This is a genomic window from Pseudomonas sp. GQ91 (assembly GCF_059758795.1).
Genome location: NZ_JCAXED010000006.1, coordinates 79,220 through 95,249, shown reverse-complemented (window position 1 = coordinate 95,249; position 16,030 = coordinate 79,220). Strand labels below are relative to the sequence as shown.

Genomic DNA, 16,030 nt, shown 5'->3' with positions numbered 1-16,030 from the left:
TGGCGAATGGACTTACCTGAACTGTAGGAGCGAGCTTGCTCGCGAAAATCGTCAACAATAACGCGGGCGTACTGGATAATCGCGGTGTCTTTGAGTTCTTCGCGAGCAAGCTCGCTCCTACAGCTCAGGGTAAGTCCCCTTGCTACAGGGGTTTTGACTGGCTGAGAGATGACAAGGTGAACTCGACTCAGGTTTACTGTTCTCTGAGTAAAGGTTTTACCGGCCTTGTGCGTCGGTCAGCAAGGTCACGCAATGGATAAATACACCCCACGCACCTGGCAGCCCCATGAGCGTCCGAGCTTGCCGGGCTCGCCGTCGACGCCGTTGCACCCCACCCATAAACGCTGGGCCTACGCGTTGGTCGGTGTGCTGGTCGCCATCACCGGCGGCCTGGGCAACGCGCTGGTGATCGCCAATCTGCCTTATCTGCAAGGCGCCTTGGGCGCGACCACTGCGCAAATGGCCTGGTTGCCTGCCGCCTACGTCATGACCAATGTCTCGATGAACCTGTTGCTGGTGAAGTTTCGCCAGCAATTCGGCTTGCGCGCGTTTACCGAAGTGTTCCTGGTGCTCTACGCCCTGGTCACGTTTGGCCATTTGTTCGTCAACGACCTCAGCTCCGCGATTGCCGTGCGAGCAGCCCACGGCATGGTGGGGGCGGCGCTCAGTTCCCTGGGTTTGTACTACATGGTGCAGGCATTTCCGGCGAAGTGGCGGCTCAAGGCGCTGGTGCTTGGCCTGGGCACTGCGCAGTTGGCCTTACCGATGGCACGATTGTTTTCCGAAGATTTGCTGCAAATCGCTGAATGGCGCGGCCTTTACCTGTTTGAACTGGGCATGGCGCTGATCTGCCTGGGCTGCGTGTTTTTGCTCAAGTTACCGCCGGGCGACCGTTTCAAGACCTTCGAGAAGCTCGACTTCCTGACCTTCGCCTTGCTCGCTTCGGGCGTGGCGCTGCTTTGCGCGGTGCTGTCCCTGGGGCGGATTGACTGGTGGCTCGAAGCGCCGTGGATCGGCATCGCCTCGGCGGCGTCGCTGGTGCTGATCATGGCCGGGCTGGCGATCGAACATAATCGCGCCAATCCGTTGCTGATGACCCGTTGGCTGGGCGGCGGGGTGATGATTCGCCTGGCGCTGGCGGTGATCCTCATCCGTATGGTGCTCTCCGAGCAATCCACCGGCGCGGTGGGTTTTTTGCAGGCGCTGAACATGAGCAGCGAGCAGATGCGTACCTTGTACCTGGTGATGCTGTTGGGGGCGATCAGCGGGTTGGTGACCAGCGCACTGACGATCAACCCGGCGCATCTGCTGATGCCTCTGGTGATTTCCCTGGCGTTGATGGCCACCGGCTCGGTGATGGACAGTTTCTCCAGCAACCTGACACGCCCGCAGAACATGTACGTCAGTCAGTTCCTGCTAGGCTTCGGGGGCACGTTTTTCCTTGGGCCGACCATGGTGCTGGGCATGCGTAATGTACTGAGTAACCCGCGCAACCTGGTGAGTTTCTCGGTGTTGTTCGGCATCTGCCAGAACCTTGGCGGGCTGATCGGCGCGGCGTTGCTCGGCACCTTCCAGGTGGTGCGCGAGAAGTTTCATTCCAGCATGATTGTCGAACACCTGACCCTGCTCGACCCGCGTGTCGCGGCCCGTGTGCAGAGCGGCGGCGCGGCTTACGGTCCGGTGATCGCCGACCCGGAACTGCGCCACCTGATGGGCATCCGCAGCCTGGCCACGGCGGCGACCCGAGAAGCCAATGTCATGGCCTATAACGATGTGTTCATGCTGATCGCGGTGATCGCGATATTGACCATGCTCTGGATCTTCACTCGTAGCCTGTGGCTGATGAGTACTACCAAGAAAGCTGCCGCCCGTGCAGCGCCTCCTGTTCAACCTAGCGGCGCACTTCCTTCATGACCGAACCGACGACCACGACCACCAACGCGATTGCCGCAACGCCCGAAGGCACCTCACCAGCGGGCGCTACCGCCACTGAACCACGCTCCTTGCGGGTGCGGATTATCTCGTCATTGGGCTTTGCCGCGATTGCCATTCTGGGCGTGTTGATCGTGTTGTACGCCTGGCAACTGCCGCCGTTCAGCAGCGCCGTTGAAACCACGGAAAACGCCCTGGTGCGGGGGCAGGTGACAATCATCGGGCCACAGCTCAGCGGTTACGTGTACGAGGTCCCGGTCCAGGACTTCCAGTACGTCAAGGCCGGTGATTTGCTGGTGCGCCTCGATGATCGGATCTACAAGCAGCGCCTGGATCAGGCCCTGGCGCAACTGGCGGTGCAACAGGCGTCCCTGGCGAATGTGGTGCAGCAGCGCAAGAGTGCCGAGGCGAGCATCAAATTGCGTCAGGCGACCTTGGCCGACAGCCAGGCCCAGGCCCGCAAGAGCAGCGCTGACCTGCGCCGTAACGAAGCCTTGATCAGCGATGGTTCGGTGTCCCGGCGCGAACTGGACGTGACCCGTGCCGCTCACGCCCAGACCCTCGCCGCCGTGTCCCAGGCCCAGGCCAGCCTGGAAATTGCCCGGCAGGACTTGCAGACGGTGATTGTCAATCGCGGCTCATTGGAAGCCGCGGTTGCCAGCGCCGATGCGGCGGTGGAACTGGCGCGTATCGACCTGTCCAACACGCGCATATTGGCGCCGCGAGACGGCCAGTTGGGGCAGATCGGCGTGCGTCTGGGGGCCTACGTCAACTCCGGGGCGCAGTTGATGGCGCTGGTGCCGAATCAGTTGTGGGTGATCGCCAATATGAAAGAAACCCAGATGAACAATGTGCAGGTCGGGCAGCCGGTGACTTTTACGGTCGATGCGCTGAACCACCGCACGTTTCATGGCACGGTGCAGCGTATCTCGCCGGCCACCGGGTCTGAGTTCAGCTTGTTGCAGGCGGACAATGCCACGGGGAATTTCGTCAAGATTGCCCAGCGGGTGCCGGTGCGGATCCTGGTGGATCCGGGACAGGCGCAGAGTGAGCGGTTGCGACCGGGGTTGTCGGTGGTGGTGAGTATCGATACGGCGGGGCGGTTGAAGGGAACGCCGCCCTGAGCCGGCCGGTTTTTTGCGAACATTGTAGGCGCGAGCTCGTTCGCGAAGAACGTTAACGATGACGCGGAAAACCTGATACCCAGAGGCGTCTTCAGGTTTTCCGCGAGCACGCTCGCGCCTACAAAAAAAGCCGCGCGCGCGGAGGCAGGGTTGCGCTCAGCGGCGTTACAACACCAGCGCCGGCAGCCACAGCGACAAGGCCGGTATGTAGGTGACGGCCAACAGGATCAGGAACAACACACCATAGAACGGCAGCAGGGATTTGACTGTGCTTTCGATACTGACCTTGCCCACCGCGGAGCCGACGAACAGCACCGCGCCGACCGGCGGGGTAATCAGGCCGATGCCCAGGTTGACCAGCATGATCATGCCGAACTGTACCGGGTCCACGCCGATGTCGAGAATCACTGGCATCAGGATTGGCGTGAGGATCAGGATCAGCGGCGCCATGTCCATCACCGTGCCCAGCATCAGCAGCATCACGTTGATGCACATCAGGATCACGTAACGATTGTCCGACAGGGTCAGGAACATCGTGGTGATTTTCGCCGGAATCTGCATCAGGGTCATGATGTAGCCAAAGCTGGCGGCGAAGGCGATCAGGATCATCACGATGGAAATGGTGCGTACCGTGCGGTGCATCAATTTCGGCAGTTCGTTCCACTTGTAGTCGCGGTAGATGAACATCGTCACGAAAAACGCCCACAGCACGGCAATCGCCGCTGATTCGGTGGCGGTGAAGATGCCCGACAGGATGCCGCCGAGGATAATCACCATGGCCATCAGGCCCCACAGCGCATCAGCGCAGATTTTCAGCGCCTGTTTCAGCGGGATCACTTCACCCTTGGGGTAATTGCGCTTTTTCGCGAAGATCAGGCACAGCACCATCAGGCAGGCGCTCATCAACAGGCCCGGGACCACGCCGGCCATGAACAGCGAAGCAATCGATACGGTGCCGCCCGCGGCCAGGGAGTAGAGCACCGAGTTATGGCTGGGTGGGGTCAGCAGCGCCTGTACCGAGCCGCTCACCGTCACCGCGGTGGCAAACTCCCGTGGGTAGCCGCGACGTTCCATTTCGGGGATCAGCACCGAGCCGACCGACGCGGTGTCGGCCACTGACGAGCCGGAAATCGCACCAAAAAAGGTCGAGGCCATGATGTTGACCAAGGACAGGCCGCCGCGTACGAAACCCACCAGCACCCCGGCAAACGCCACCAGTCGGCGGGACATGCCGCCCTCGGCCATGATTGCGCCGGCCAGCACGAAAAACGGGATCGCCATCAGCGAAAACTTGTTCACCCCGCCGGCCACCTGAATCATCAGGGCCTGGAATGGAATGTCGATCCACCACGCCCCGATCAAGGCCGAGAGGCCCAGCGCGTAAGCCACCGGCATGCCGATGAGGATCAAGGCGATAAAGCTGCCCAGCAGAATCAATGCATCCATTTCAGACAGCCCCTTCGCTTTCTTCTACCAGGTCAAAACGCACGACCCGCCGGTTGCTCTGGTCGCCGAGCAGGAGTTTTTCCAGGACAAACACCAGGGTCAGCAGCCCACCGAGCGGAATCGGCATGTAGGTCACGCCGACGCGCAGGGTGGGGATCGCACTCATGAACTGATTCCAGGTCGACAGGCACAGCTTGCTGCCCCAAATGGTCATGAACAGGCAAATGGTCGCCATCAACAGTTGCGTGGCAATGCTGACAATGCGGCGTGTAGCAGGGGGGAGACGGTCTGTGACCATGACCACGGACATGTGCGCGCCCGCACGGTAGCTGGCGGCGGCGCCGATGAAGGTGAAGACCAGCATCAGCAAAATAGCCACAGGTTCTGGCCAACTGGAGCCAGTACCGAGGATGTAGCGGGCGAAGATGCCCCAGGGAATAATCAACGCGACCCCGAGGACCGAGAGGCCTGCGACCCAGATACACGTCATGTAAATGCGGTCGTTGATGCGCAGCAGTAAATTCTTCATGGCGTTCACCGTAACCGGGCGCGATGGCTGCATCAGCAGCCTGCCGCGCCGGGCCTTTTGCGAGGGGCGGGGAGTTATTGAACGGCGTCGATGCGTTTGATCATGTCGGCGAACTGCGCGCCGTACTTGGCACGTACCCCAGCCGTGGCGTCATAGAAGGGTTTTTTGTCGACGGCGATGAACTCGACGCCCGCGGCCTTGAGTTTTTCTTCGCTGCTGGCGGATTTTTTATCCCATAACACGCGCTCTTCGGCCTGGGCGGCCTTGGCGGCTTTCTTCACCATTGTCTGCTGCTCGGGGGTGAGTTTTTCCCAGGTGATTTTCGACATCACGATGGGCTCGGGCAGGATCAGGTGTTCGGTCAGGGTGTAGTACTTGGCGTTCTGGTAATGATTGTGTTCCAGCAGCGTCGGCGGGTTGTTTTCGGCGCCGTCGATCACACCCGTCTGCAGCGCACTGAAGATCTCGCCGGTGTCCATGGCAATGCCGTTGCCCCCCATTTCATTGATGGTATCGATGAATATCGGGTTGCCTTGCACACGAATCTTCATGCCTTTGAGGTCTTCGATCTTGCGCACTGGTTTCTTGGTGTAGAGGTTGCGCGTGCCGCCGTCCATCCATGCCAGGGCCACCAGGCCGAACTCGGAGTTGGAGATTTTGTCGAGGATTTCGTCGCCGATTTCGCCGTCGATGATTTTGCGCATATGTGCCTGGTCACGGAACACGAACGGCATGTTGAACACGTTTACGTCCGACACGACTGGCCCGACGATACCGAGGCTGACCCGAGTCATCTGGATCGCGCCAACCTGCGCCTGTTCGACCACCTCTTTCTCCGAGCCGAGGACGCCACCCGGGAAATACTTGAAGGTCAGTTCGCCGTTGCTCTCCTTGGTCAGGGCCGCGCCCATGTTTTTTTCGGCAACCACGGTGGGGTAACCGTCGGGGTGGATGTCGGCGAATTTTATTTCCAGGGCGTGGGCGACATTGGCGAACACAAAAGTCAGAGGGAGTGCAGCGGCCAGCAAGGTGCGTTTGAAGTTCATGGGGTGTGTCTCCAGTTTTTATTGTTGTATTCAAGGCTCAGCGGTGCAGTCAGAGGGTGAAGGTAGGCTCCGGCAAGCCCTTTACGCCGGGGTTCAGCGCGAACACGCCGCCAGCGGGGGAGTGTTCACTGTGGTCGTCGCGGATCGAGGTGACGAAAAGCGTGTCCAGTTGGCTGCCGCCGAAGGCACACATGGTGGGTTTTTTCACCGGCACGGCCAGGGAACGGTCGAGCCGGCCATCGGGGGTGAAACGGTGAATCAGGCCGGCGTCATTGGCGCAGATCCAGTAGCAGCCCTCGGCGTCGATCGCAGCGCCGTCGGGACGCCCGAGGTGCTGATTCATGTCGACGAACTCGCGGCGGTTGGACGGCGCACCGGTGTCGGTATCGTAGTCAAAGGCCCAGATCCGCTGGACGTTCGGGTGCGAGTCCGATAGGTACATCGTGCGCCCGTCGGGGCTGAAGCCCAGGCCGTTGGGCGTGATAAAACCCTTGAGTACAGCGTGCGGCGCCTGACCGCTGGCGTAGCGATAAAGCACGCCTTCAGCTGCATTGGCGCCCATGTTCAGCACCATGCTGCCTGCCCAGAAACGACCCTGGCGATCACAGCGTCCATCGTTCAGGCGCATGTCGGTGCGGGTGTGTTCGACGCCGGCCAAGGAGGTGGCGTCGAGACGGGCGTCGTCGCGAGGCGACAGTTGGAAAAACCCCGTCTCCATGCCCGCCACCCAGCCACCCTGATCATCTCGAGCGATACACGCGAGCATCTGCGGGCCTTTCCAGCTTTTGACCTGGTTGCTCGTGGCGTTCCAGCGCTGTAACACCCCGTTAGGGATGTCCACCCAGTACAGGGCGTTTTCTTCAGGTACCCAGACCGGGCTTTCACCCACCGCGTTGCGCGCGTCAACAATTAATTCAGCTAGCATGGCAACTCAATTCCCTTGGGGTCTAGACGCTCAATCACCGAACGGGCCGGCGGCGCAGAAGGCACCGCCCTGATACAGTCGTGCCGGATCGTCAGCAGCCGGCATCGGTTGTGCTTCGACCTGTTTGCGAAACACTTCGGAACTGTCACGCGCCACGAAACCCAGATGGGCGGCGTAGCGGTTGTCCCACCACACATTCAAGTTATCGGACATGCCGTAAACCACGGTGTGGCCAACGTTCGGGGTGTACAGCGCACGCTCCAGCAGTTGGGTGAGGTCATCGAAGCTCAGCCAGGTGTGCATCATCCGGCGGTTGTGCGGCTCGGGGAACGAGGAGCCGATGCGAATACTGACGGTCTCGATGCCATAGCGGTCGAAGTAAAAGCTGGCCATGTCTTCGCCGTAGGATTTGGACAGGCCGTAATAGCCATCGGGACGTCGCAGAGAGCGGGCGTCCAGGGTCTGGTCCTGGGGATGGAAGCCAATGACATGGTTGGAGCTGGCGAACACCACACGTTTGACCCCGTGACGGCGAGCGGCTTCGTAAATGTGGAAGACGCCGCAGATGTTGGGGCCGAGTATTTCTTCGAAGGGTCGCTCAACCGACACGCCACCGAAGTGCAGGATGGCATCGACGCCTTCGACCAACTGATGCACGGCTTGCTTGTCGCCCAGGTCGCAAGGTTGCACCTCTTCGTGGTCGGCGGCGGGGGCCATCTCGGCGATGTCGGAGAGGCGCAGGATATGGGCGTAGGGGCGCAGGCGCTCGCGCAGAACCTTGCCCAGACCACCGGCGGCACCGGTCAGCAGCAGGCGATTGAAGGCAATGGGGGCGGTTGAGGTGGTCGTCATGAAAATCCCTGGCTTATTGTTGTAGGTTGTCGTACGACTTTTCTGAAGTATTGTTGTGGTTTCCACTGCTTGTCAACGCGACGTTAGTGGAAATTGACCGAGGGTATGTGTGTCTGATTTTCCTCAGGAACTGTCGAACCCCGGCGCAACTGCGATGGCGCCGGATCATTATTCAATGGGCCGCCATCGCGGCCGCGCCGGGGTTCGACCGCCCCACAGGGTTACAACAGCGAGAGCGGGTAGCTGATGAAAATCCGGTTTTCATCAAACTCGTTGGTGGAGAAATCCCGACGAATTGTCGCGTTGCGCCATTTCACGTTGAGATTCTTCAACGCGCCGCTCTGTACGGTGTAGGCAAGCTCCGATTCACGTCCCCACTCTTTGCCATCGGTGATGGTCCCGGTGTGCACGTTATCGCCGCTGATGTAGCGGTTCATCAGGGTCAGGCCGGGGACTCCGAGCGCCACGAAGTTGAAGTCATGCCGCACCTGCCAGGACTTTTCCTTGGCGTTGTCGTAGCTGGCGTTGTAGCTGTCGTTGGCCAGGGTCCCGCCGCTGGTGCCATTGACCCGCATCCAGGCGCTGTCACCGCTGAGTTTCTGCAAGCCGACATAAAAGGTATGGCCGCCGTACTTGGCCGACAGCAGGGCGAACACGGTCTTGTTATCCAGATCGCCCGCCAGAGCGCTGCCATCTTCCTTGCCGTTGAAAAAACCGAGATTGGCGCCCAGGGTCCAATCCCCCAAGGGCTGGCTGTGATTCAGGTTCACATACTGTTGCTGATAGATATCGCTCAGTTCGGCGTACCACAGTCCGACCTGCGTGCGCTTGTCGTTGAAGGTGTATTCACCGCCCCCGAAATTGAAACGGTCCGAGGCGACCGCGGCCCGGCCATTCATGAACATGTCTTCCATGCTCGCATCGTTGCGCGGACTGTTGCCGCGAAACTGCCCGCCATACAGGGTCAGCCCGCTGAACTCGTTGGAGGTGATTTGCCCACCCTGGAAGGTTTGCGGCAGGGAACGGCCATCGTCGGAGCGCAGAATCGGCAACACCGGCATCCATTCGCCAACCTTCAGCTCGGTCTTCGACAGCCGGGTCTTCAAGGCCACGCCCATGCGCCCGAAATTATCCGCGGGGCGGCCATCGTCGTGGATCGGCAGCAACTGCGTGCCCGCCGTGCCTCGGCCGCCGTCGAGCTTCTGCGAATACAAGCCCAGCACATCGAGGCCGAAGCCGACGGTGCCTTGGGTGAATCCGGATTTGGCATCGAGAATAAAGCTCTGGGTCCACTCTTCTGCGCGGCCCTGGGCGTTGGCGGGATTGGTGAAGTTGCGATTGAAGTAGGCGTTACGCAGATTGAGCGTGACCTTGCTGTCATCGACAAAACCTTCGGCGTGTAGCGCCATGGGCATGGCGAGGGCCAGGCTGCCGCAGCCGATCAGGCTGAGGGTGTGGCGATGACGAGCGGTACGGATCCAGGAATTGCGGGCGAGTTGACTCACAGTGACACTCCCTTTGCATTTGTTGTTTTTATTTTTGTCATACGTCGTCGTACAACTTCGCGAAGGATATTTGCGGGGTTTCCGGGGAATGTCAACAGGAAGTTGTGCGATGACTGCCTGACGCAAGGTGGGTTTGAAAACCTGGGGCCGGTTAGCCTGTGTCAGACTGCGCTCAGCATCGGCGGCAAGGTGCCCAGCAATGAAACGGCCGCCACCGCCGATACACCCAGCAGCCATTCGAGGCCCACGCTGACTTGCAGCGGACCCAGTCGCTGCTGGCAGTTTCGGCTCTGCAATCTGTTCAATAAAGCCAGTCCCAGCATGCCGGCGACCAGCAGCACCTTGATCAATAAGACCAAGGCAAATCCGCTGAGCAGGGGCGTTGGCCAGAATTGTCCGGTGAGCACGCGAATGTTGATCAGCCCGGTGCCCAGCAATCCCGCCACCAGCACGTAGCCGATACCGCTGAAGCGCCGCAGCAGCGCCTCCAGCGGATGGCGTGTCGCTTGTCGGAGGATTAATCCCAGCACCAGCAAACCGCCGAGCCAGGCGCCGACGCACAGCAGATGCACGACTTGGTTGAGGATCAGCAACTGCCCATTGATGCCGTTGAGCATGGCGCCATGGCCGACCGGGGCCAAGGTGGCGAGCAACGCCGCACTGAGCAACAGGCGCGCGCTCGTCCAGGAGGTAAACAGCGTCAGCACCAGCAGTATGCTCAGCGCCAGGTGCAGGCTCCAGACTTGGCCGAAAAAGGTCTTGGACAGCACCTGTTGCACCGTTGCCGGTTCCAGCGCTGCCAGTTCGGTGCCCGCCATGCTGGCGCTGATCAGCAGCAGCCAGGCGATCCCTGATATCAGCGCCAGCCACGCCAGCAGCCGGGTGATGCGCGCCAATGGCCGGTCGAGTGCGGGTTGCGGGGATTTACCCAGCAGCCAGGGTCTGAACACACAGACCCCAAATATCAGCAATACCACCGTGAAGTGCAGGAAACGGCACAGCACCAGCAGGGTTGCCATGGTTTATTGGCCGACCTTGAAACTGTAGCTGCCTGCGCTTTTGTGGGTGTCGACCGAGACCGCGTGCCATTCAACCTTGTAGGTACCGGCCGCCAGCGGTGCGGCGGGTGTCACTACCAGGGTTTTCTTGTCGGTGTCCGGGGTCTCCAGTCCCTTGACCGCCAGTTCGGTGCCGTCCTTGCTCAGGGAAACCTTGGTGAAAGTGGCCTCGACGCCTTCGCTGAACGTCAGGCGCAAAGCGCTGGGGGCCGAGACGGTGCTGTCGGCAGCGGGCACGCTGCTTTCCAGGTGAGCGTGGGCGAAGGCTGCCGAGGCGCCCATCAAGGAGACCAACAAGGAAATGGTGGTCAGGGTTTTCTTGATCAACATGTGCAATACCCAGCAAGGAGGAACGAGGGCGCAGTGTACGAAGTTTTGACTCAGGCTGTCGCCCCGATCTAGAGCGGATGGTAGTCTTCGGCAGATGATGTTTTCAGGGAGCCCTCATGGGCAATCACAAGATCGGTATTCGTCGGGTCAACGTCGAGAAGATTCTGCTGGCGGCTGAAAAAGTCTTCGCCGAGAAGGGCTATGGCGGCACCGCCATGGCTGACATTGCCGAAGAAGTGCAATTGCCGCGTTCCAACCTGCATTACTACTTCAGCACTAAGAGCGAGTTGTACAGCGCTGTGCTGTTCGACCTGCTTGAAGTCTGGAAGCAGGACGCGTTGTGCTTTGAGATGTTCGACGACCCACGGGTTGTGCTCAGCAGCTACATCCGCGCAAAGATGCAGCATTCGCGCAGCCGGCCGTACGGCTCGAAAGTCTGGGCCAACGAAATTATCCACGGCGCCCCGACCCTGGGTGAGGCGCTGGACGCCAGCCTGTATGACTGGGCCAAGATGAAGGAAGCGAAAATACGCCAGTGGGTGGAAGACAAGCGCATCCTGGCGGTGGAGCCGTCGAGTCTGTTGTACATGATCTGGGCATCGACCCAGCACTATGCCGACTTCGATCATCAGGTGATGATTTTGAATGACCACCAGGCACTCTCGGATCTGCAGTTCGAGCGGGCGGTGCAGACGGTGACGAGTGTGATATTGCGCGGGATTGGGTTGGAGCCTTGAGGGGTAAGCTCAAGGTCTTTCAAGGTCTTGGGAGGTCGGTTGCATTGGGTTGGGGTTGGGGGCGGGGTACATATCCGTTGCTGCGGTCATGGCCTCCTAGGGTTTCGCCCTTACGGCGAGTCACTTTTGCGCTGTTCAAAAGTGAGTCGCTGTAAGAGCGAAACCATAAGAAGCCGTTACCGCAGCAACGGATATGTACCCCAACCCCACCCGACTGTTTTCTTCAAAAGCTGCTACGGGAACAATGCACGCTTGCTCACCCGGCCTCCCGGTACGGATTACGTGGATCCTGCGTCCAATTCAGAAACGGCTTACCCGTCTCTATCGGCACCATCTCAATACAATCCGCCACCGGGCAGGTGATCTGGCACAGGTTGCAGCCCACGCATTCATCATCAATCACTTCATATCTATGGGTTCCGTCCGCCAGTTTCAGGCTGGCAATCGCCTGGTGCGAAGTGTCTTCACAGGCAATGTGGCAACGTCCACAGCCGATGCACGCCGCTTGATCAATCTTGGCGATGACCTGGTAGTTGATGTCCAGGTACTTCCAATCCGTGGTGTTGCCCACCGCGCGTCCGGAAAATTCCTGCAAGCTGCTGTAGCCGTGACTGTCCATCCAGCGCGACAGGCCATCTTTCATTTCCTCGACAATCCGGAATCCATGCAACATCGCCGCCGTGCACACCTGCACCGCGCCGCAACCCAGGGCGACGAATTCCGCGGCGTCACGCCAGTTGCCGATCCCGCCAATGCCGCAGATCGGCAGCCTTTGAGTCTGGGGATCACGGGCGATTTCCGCGACCATGTTCAGGGCGATCGGTTTGACTGCCGAACCGCAATAGCCGCCGTGGGTACTCTGGGTGCCCACCATCGGTAGCGCGACCATGCGTTCCAGGTCGACGCTGGTGATCGAGTTGATGGTGTTGATCAGCGACACCGCATCGGCGCCGCCGCGGTAGGCGGCACGCGCTGCAACGCGGATGTCGGTGATGTTGGGCGTAAGCTTGACGATCACCGGCAGCGAGCAATAGGTCTTGCACCAGCGTGTCACCTGTTCCACGTACTCGGGCACCTGGCCTACTGCCGCGCCCATCCCGCGTTCGGGCATGCCGTGGGGGCAGCCGAAGTTCAGCTCGATGCCGTCGCAGCCAGTGGCCTCGACCAGGGGCAGGATGTTTTTCCACGACTCCTCGACACAAGGCACCATCAGCGACACGATCAGGGCGCGGTCCGGCCAGTCCTTTTTGACCTGGGTGATTTCCCGCAGGTTGATCTCCAGCGAACGGTCGGTAATCAGTTCGATGTTGTTGATGCCCAGCACTTCCCGGTTGGCGCCATAGTGCGCCGAATAACGTGACGAGACGTTGACCGCCGCCGGGTCTTCCCCCAGGGTTTTCCAGACGACGCCGCCCCAGCCGGCTTCAAACGCGCGGACCACGTTGTAGGCCTTGTCGGTGGGCGGCGCCGAGGCCAGCCAGAAAGGATTGGGAGCTTTGATGCCGGCGAAGACAATCGACAGATCGGCCATTTACGCAGCCTCCACAGTGAGCATGAGTTGGGCGTGCATGGCCTCGGCGGCCAGTTTGCCGTGCTGGACCGCTTGCACGGTGAGGTCCTGGCCCAGGCTGACGCAATCCCCGCCGGCATACACGCCGGGAATGCTGGTGCGCAGTTGCTCGTCGACAAAGATACGTTCGCCCTGGCGCTGTAACTGATGGGCCAGCGGATCGCGCAGCGCATGGCTGTCGAAGCCTTGGCCGATAGCCTTGAAGATTGCATCGGCGACCAGCTCAAAGGTTTCGCCGGTGGTGCGTAGGCGGGCGTTTTCCATGCGCGTGCGGGCAAAGCGCATCCCGCGCACACGGCCCTGGTCATCCAGCAGCACCGCCTCGGGTTGAGCCCAGGTCAGCAGACGCACTTGATTGGCTTTGGCGATGTCTTGCTCATGGCCGGTGGCGCCCATCTCGGCAAGGCCACGGCGATACACCAGGTTGACGTCACGGCCTCCCAGGCGAGCCATTTGCACGGCCATGTCGATAGCCGTGTTACCGGCGCCAAGCACGATGCAACGATCGGCCAGCGGCAATTGGCTGAGGTCGTCGGCCTGGCGCAGTTCACGGATATAATCGGTGGCGGCGAGCAGTCCGGGAGCGTCTTCTTGAGGCAGCCCCAATTGTTTGCTGGCGGCGAGGCCAAGACCGAGAAACACCGCATCGAATTGCTGGTGCAGGTCGCTCAAGGTCAGGTTGTCACCCAGGCGCTGTCCATGGCGAATTTCGATCCCGCCGACTTGCAGCAGGAAATCCAGCTCGTGCTGCGCGAAGTCATCCACCAGCTTGTATTTGGCAATCCCGTATTCATTCAGGCCACCGGCTTTTTCCCGTGCCTCGAAAATCACCACATCGTGCCCATGCAGGGCGCTGCGATGGGCGCAGGACAGGCCGGCAGGCCCGGCCCCGACCACGGCAATGCGTTTGCCGGTGGGCGCGGCACGCTGGAAGGGATGCTCGGTGAAATGGGCATTGTCTAGCGCATAGCGTTGCAACAGGCCGATCAGCACCGGGGCGCATTCTTGCGCATTGTTTCGCACGCAGGCGTGCTGGCAGAGAATCTCGGTCGGGCAGACCCGGGCGCAACTGCCGCCGAGGATATTCGCCGAAAGAATTTTCTGCGCCGCGCCCTGGACGTTTTCGGTGTGGATATTGCGGATGAACGAGGGGATATCAATCTCGCTGGGACAGGCATTCACGCAAGGCGCGTCGTAGCAATACAGGCAGCGCGAGGCTTCCAGTTGCGCTTGCCGGGCGTTGAGCGGCGGCGCCAGGTCGGTGAAATGACTGGCGAGTGTCGCCGCATCCTCAGCGGGATGAGGAAGGTGGGTCAGGGTCTGGATCACGGTAATAGCCTCACGGTTATTGAGGTGCTGCCTCTGCTGGGCATTGGTTTTTTTGTTGCTTGGACTGGCCGCTTTGCGAGCAAGCCCGCTCCCACATTCAAACCCAGTTCAACCGCATGAATGCGCTCGAATGTGGGGTGGGCTTGCTCGCGAAGAGCAGTATCAGCGTTTCACTGCAACCGGCCTGGAAAGCTCCGCCTGCTTGCTCAACTGCTCGAACACCGATGGATACGCAGGGCGCTCCACATAGCGTCCGGCACCACGCTCGGCCCGCAGATCGCCATCGACCCAGACCAGCTTGCCCTGGCTGATGGTATGGCTGGGCACGCCGCGCACGGTCTTGCCTTCGAAGATGTTGAAGTCCACCTGCTGATGATGGGTGTTGGCCGAGATGGTTCGTGTGCCCTGGGGATCCCACAGCACCAAGTCGGCATCCGCGCCTACACGGATCGCTCCCTTGCGCGGGTAAAGGTTGAAGATCTTCGCGGTGTTGGTGGATGTCAGTGCGACAAATGCCTGCATCGACAAGCGGCCGGTATTGACCCCTTCGTCCCACAGCAGCGCCATACGGTCCTCGATGCCGGCGGTGCCGTTGGGAATCTTGCTGAAGTCTTCGCGCCCGGCGGCTTTTTGCTCGGCGCAAAAACAGCAGTGGTCGGTGGCGGTGGTGTGCAGGTTGCCCGATTGCAGGCCATGCCACAGCGCTTGCTGATGCCCCCGTGGACGGAACGGCGGGCTCATCACGTAGCCTGCGGCGGTTTGCCAATCGGGGTGCTGATAGACGCTGTCGTCCAGCAACAAATGTCCCGCCAATACTTCGCCGTAAACGTGCTGACCCTTGCTTCGGGCGTAGGTGATTTCGTCGAGCGCCTCCCGGGTGGAAACGTGGACCAGATACAGCGGCGTGCCAATGGTTTCGGCAATCCGGATCGCTCGGCTGGCCGCTTCGCCTTCCACCTGTGACGGGCGCGACAGCGGGTGCGCCTCGGGGCCGGTGATGCCCTGGGCCATCAGCTTGCGTTGCAGGTGATAGACCAGCTCGCCGTTTTCGGCATGCACGGTGGGCACCGCGCCCAGTTCCAGGCAGCGCTCGAAACTGGCGACCAGCGTGTCATCGGCCGCCATGATCGCGTTCTTGTACGCCATGAAATGCTTGAAGCTGTTGATGCCGTGATGGCTCACCAGTTCGGCCATTTCCTCGCGTACCTGTTCGCTCCACCAGGTGATTGCCACATGAAAGCCGTAATCGGCGGCGGACTTTTCAGCCCAGCCGCGCCACTGATGAAAGGCCTCCAGCAAGGATTGCTGCGGGTTGGGGATCACGAAATCAATGATCGAGGTGGTGCCCCCGGCCAGTCCGGCCGCCGTGCCGCTGAAGAAGTCTTCGCTGGCCACGGTGCCCATGAAGGGCAGTTGCATATGCGTGTGGGGATCGATGCCGCCCGGCATCAAATATTGACCGCTGCCATCGAGCACCTCGGTGCCGGCGGGAATCTCCAGGTCAATGCCAATCGCGCGAATCAGACCGCCCGCGCACAGCACATCGGCTCGATAAGTTTCATCATGGGTGATAACGGTGGCGCCACGGATCAACAACGACATGCTGAGTTCCTCGCAGGCTTGACCGGCTTATGCCGGTTCTAAGTT

14 protein-coding genes are annotated in these 16,030 nt (G+C 60.5%); 3 read left to right on the top strand and 11 right to left on the bottom strand.

What is annotated here, in order from left to right:
- The first annotated feature begins 252 nt into the window (after nt 1–252).
- Entirely contained in the window at nt 253–1,914 is a 1,662-nt protein-coding gene (locus AC6CIA_RS10795; protein WP_498311848.1) for an MFS transporter, read from the top strand.
- Nucleotides 1,911–3,056: an HlyD family secretion protein gene (locus AC6CIA_RS10790; RefSeq protein ID WP_498311847.1), complete on the top strand. Its 1,146-nt coding sequence runs from the start codon at nt 1,911–1,913 to the stop codon at nt 3,054–3,056. The genes AC6CIA_RS10795 and AC6CIA_RS10790 overlap by 4 nt, the downstream gene beginning before the upstream one ends.
- Before the next feature lie 165 nt (nt 3,057–3,221).
- Here AC6CIA_RS10790 and AC6CIA_RS10785 read toward each other — a convergent pair whose 3' ends face one another.
- From AC6CIA_RS10785 to copC, 8 genes are all read right to left on the bottom strand, one after another.
- Complete coding sequence (locus tag AC6CIA_RS10785) at nt 3,222–4,502, bottom strand: TRAP transporter large permease (protein WP_498311845.1); 1,281 nt, start codon at nt 4,500–4,502, stop codon at nt 3,222–3,224.
- A 1-nt stretch (nt 4,503) separates the two neighbouring features.
- Nucleotides 4,504–5,031: a TRAP transporter small permease gene (locus AC6CIA_RS10780; protein ID WP_498311843.1), complete on the bottom strand. Its 528-nt coding sequence runs from the start codon at nt 5,029–5,031 to the stop codon at nt 4,504–4,506.
- Between the two features lie 74 nt (nt 5,032–5,105).
- Nucleotides 5,106–6,077, bottom strand: a complete 972-nt coding sequence (locus AC6CIA_RS10775; protein ID WP_498311841.1) for a TRAP transporter substrate-binding protein — start codon at nt 6,075–6,077, stop codon at nt 5,106–5,108.
- 49 nt (nt 6,078–6,126) lie between these two features.
- Nucleotides 6,127–7,002, bottom strand: a complete 876-nt coding sequence (locus tag AC6CIA_RS10770) for an SMP-30/gluconolactonase/LRE family protein (RefSeq protein ID WP_498311840.1) — start codon at nt 7,000–7,002, stop codon at nt 6,127–6,129.
- Between the two features lie 30 nt (nt 7,003–7,032).
- On the bottom strand, nt 7,033–7,854 hold the full coding sequence (locus tag AC6CIA_RS10765; RefSeq protein WP_498311838.1) for an NAD-dependent epimerase/dehydratase family protein: 822 nt from the start codon (nt 7,852–7,854) through the stop codon (nt 7,033–7,035).
- Nucleotides 7,855–8,075: 221 nt separating this feature from the next.
- A complete protein-coding gene (locus tag AC6CIA_RS10760) occupies nt 8,076–9,359 on the bottom strand; it encodes an OprD family porin (protein WP_498311837.1) in 1,284 nt (427 codons plus the stop codon).
- A 161-nt stretch (nt 9,360–9,520) separates the two neighbouring features.
- Complete coding sequence (gene copD / locus AC6CIA_RS10755) at nt 9,521–10,378, bottom strand: copper homeostasis membrane protein CopD (RefSeq protein WP_498311836.1); 858 nt, start codon at nt 10,376–10,378, stop codon at nt 9,521–9,523.
- A gap of 3 nt (nt 10,379–10,381) precedes the next feature.
- Nucleotides 10,382–10,747, bottom strand: a complete 366-nt coding sequence (gene copC, locus AC6CIA_RS10750) for a copper homeostasis periplasmic binding protein CopC (protein ID WP_498311835.1) — start codon at nt 10,745–10,747, stop codon at nt 10,382–10,384.
- Nucleotides 10,748–10,863: 116 nt separating this feature from the next.
- On the opposite strand from copC, the gene AC6CIA_RS10745 reads away from it, so the two are divergent.
- Nucleotides 10,864–11,484, top strand: a complete 621-nt coding sequence (locus AC6CIA_RS10745) for a TetR/AcrR family transcriptional regulator (protein ID WP_339528383.1) — start codon at nt 10,864–10,866, stop codon at nt 11,482–11,484.
- Between the two features lie 256 nt (nt 11,485–11,740).
- On the opposite strand, the gene preA is transcribed toward AC6CIA_RS10745, so the two are convergent.
- From preA to hydA, 3 genes are all read right to left on the bottom strand, one after another.
- Entirely contained in the window at nt 11,741–13,015 is a 1,275-nt protein-coding gene (preA, locus tag AC6CIA_RS10740) for an NAD-dependent dihydropyrimidine dehydrogenase subunit PreA (RefSeq protein ID WP_498311834.1), read from the bottom strand.
- Nucleotides 13,016–14,383 carry an NAD(P)-dependent oxidoreductase gene (locus AC6CIA_RS10735; RefSeq protein ID WP_498311833.1) on the bottom strand — a complete coding sequence of 456 codons (1,368 nt, stop codon included), beginning with the start codon at nt 14,381–14,383 and terminating at the stop codon, nt 13,016–13,018.
- 162 nt (nt 14,384–14,545) lie between these two features.
- Complete coding sequence (gene hydA / locus AC6CIA_RS10730; protein ID WP_498311832.1) at nt 14,546–15,985, bottom strand: dihydropyrimidinase; 1,440 nt, start codon at nt 15,983–15,985, stop codon at nt 14,546–14,548.
- Nucleotides 15,986–16,030: the final 45 nt, after the last annotated feature.

Excerpts from the sequence above, each read along its gene's own strand:
- AC6CIA_RS10795 (WP_498311848.1), top strand. The coding sequence starts at position 253 with ATGGATAAATACACCCCACGCACCTGGCAGCCCCATGAGCGTCCGAGC.
- AC6CIA_RS10790 (WP_498311847.1), top strand. The coding sequence starts at position 1,911 with ATGACCGAACCGACGACCACGACCACCAACGCGATTGCCGCAACGCCC.
- AC6CIA_RS10785 (WP_498311845.1), bottom strand. The coding sequence starts at position 4,502 with ATGGATGCATTGATTCTGCTGGGCAGCTTTATCGCCTTGATCCTCATC.
- AC6CIA_RS10780 (WP_498311843.1), bottom strand. The coding sequence starts at position 5,031 with ATGAAGAATTTACTGCTGCGCATCAACGACCGCATTTACATGACGTGT.
- AC6CIA_RS10775 (WP_498311841.1), bottom strand. The coding sequence starts at position 6,077 with ATGAACTTCAAACGCACCTTGCTGGCCGCTGCACTCCCTCTGACTTTT.
- AC6CIA_RS10770 (WP_498311840.1), bottom strand. The coding sequence starts at position 7,002 with ATGCTAGCTGAATTAATTGTTGACGCGCGCAACGCGGTGGGTGAAAGC.
- AC6CIA_RS10765 (WP_498311838.1), bottom strand. The coding sequence starts at position 7,854 with ATGACGACCACCTCAACCGCCCCCATTGCCTTCAATCGCCTGCTGCTG.
- copD (WP_498311836.1), bottom strand. The coding sequence starts at position 10,378 with ATGGCAACCCTGCTGGTGCTGTGCCGTTTCCTGCACTTCACGGTGGTA.
- copC (WP_498311835.1), bottom strand. The coding sequence starts at position 10,747 with ATGTTGATCAAGAAAACCCTGACCACCATTTCCTTGTTGGTCTCCTTG.
- AC6CIA_RS10745 (WP_339528383.1), top strand. The coding sequence starts at position 10,864 with ATGGGCAATCACAAGATCGGTATTCGTCGGGTCAACGTCGAGAAGATT.
- preA (WP_498311834.1), bottom strand. The coding sequence starts at position 13,015 with ATGGCCGATCTGTCGATTGTCTTCGCCGGCATCAAAGCTCCCAATCCT.
- hydA (WP_498311832.1), bottom strand. The coding sequence starts at position 15,985 with ATGTCGTTGTTGATCCGTGGCGCCACCGTTATCACCCATGATGAAACT.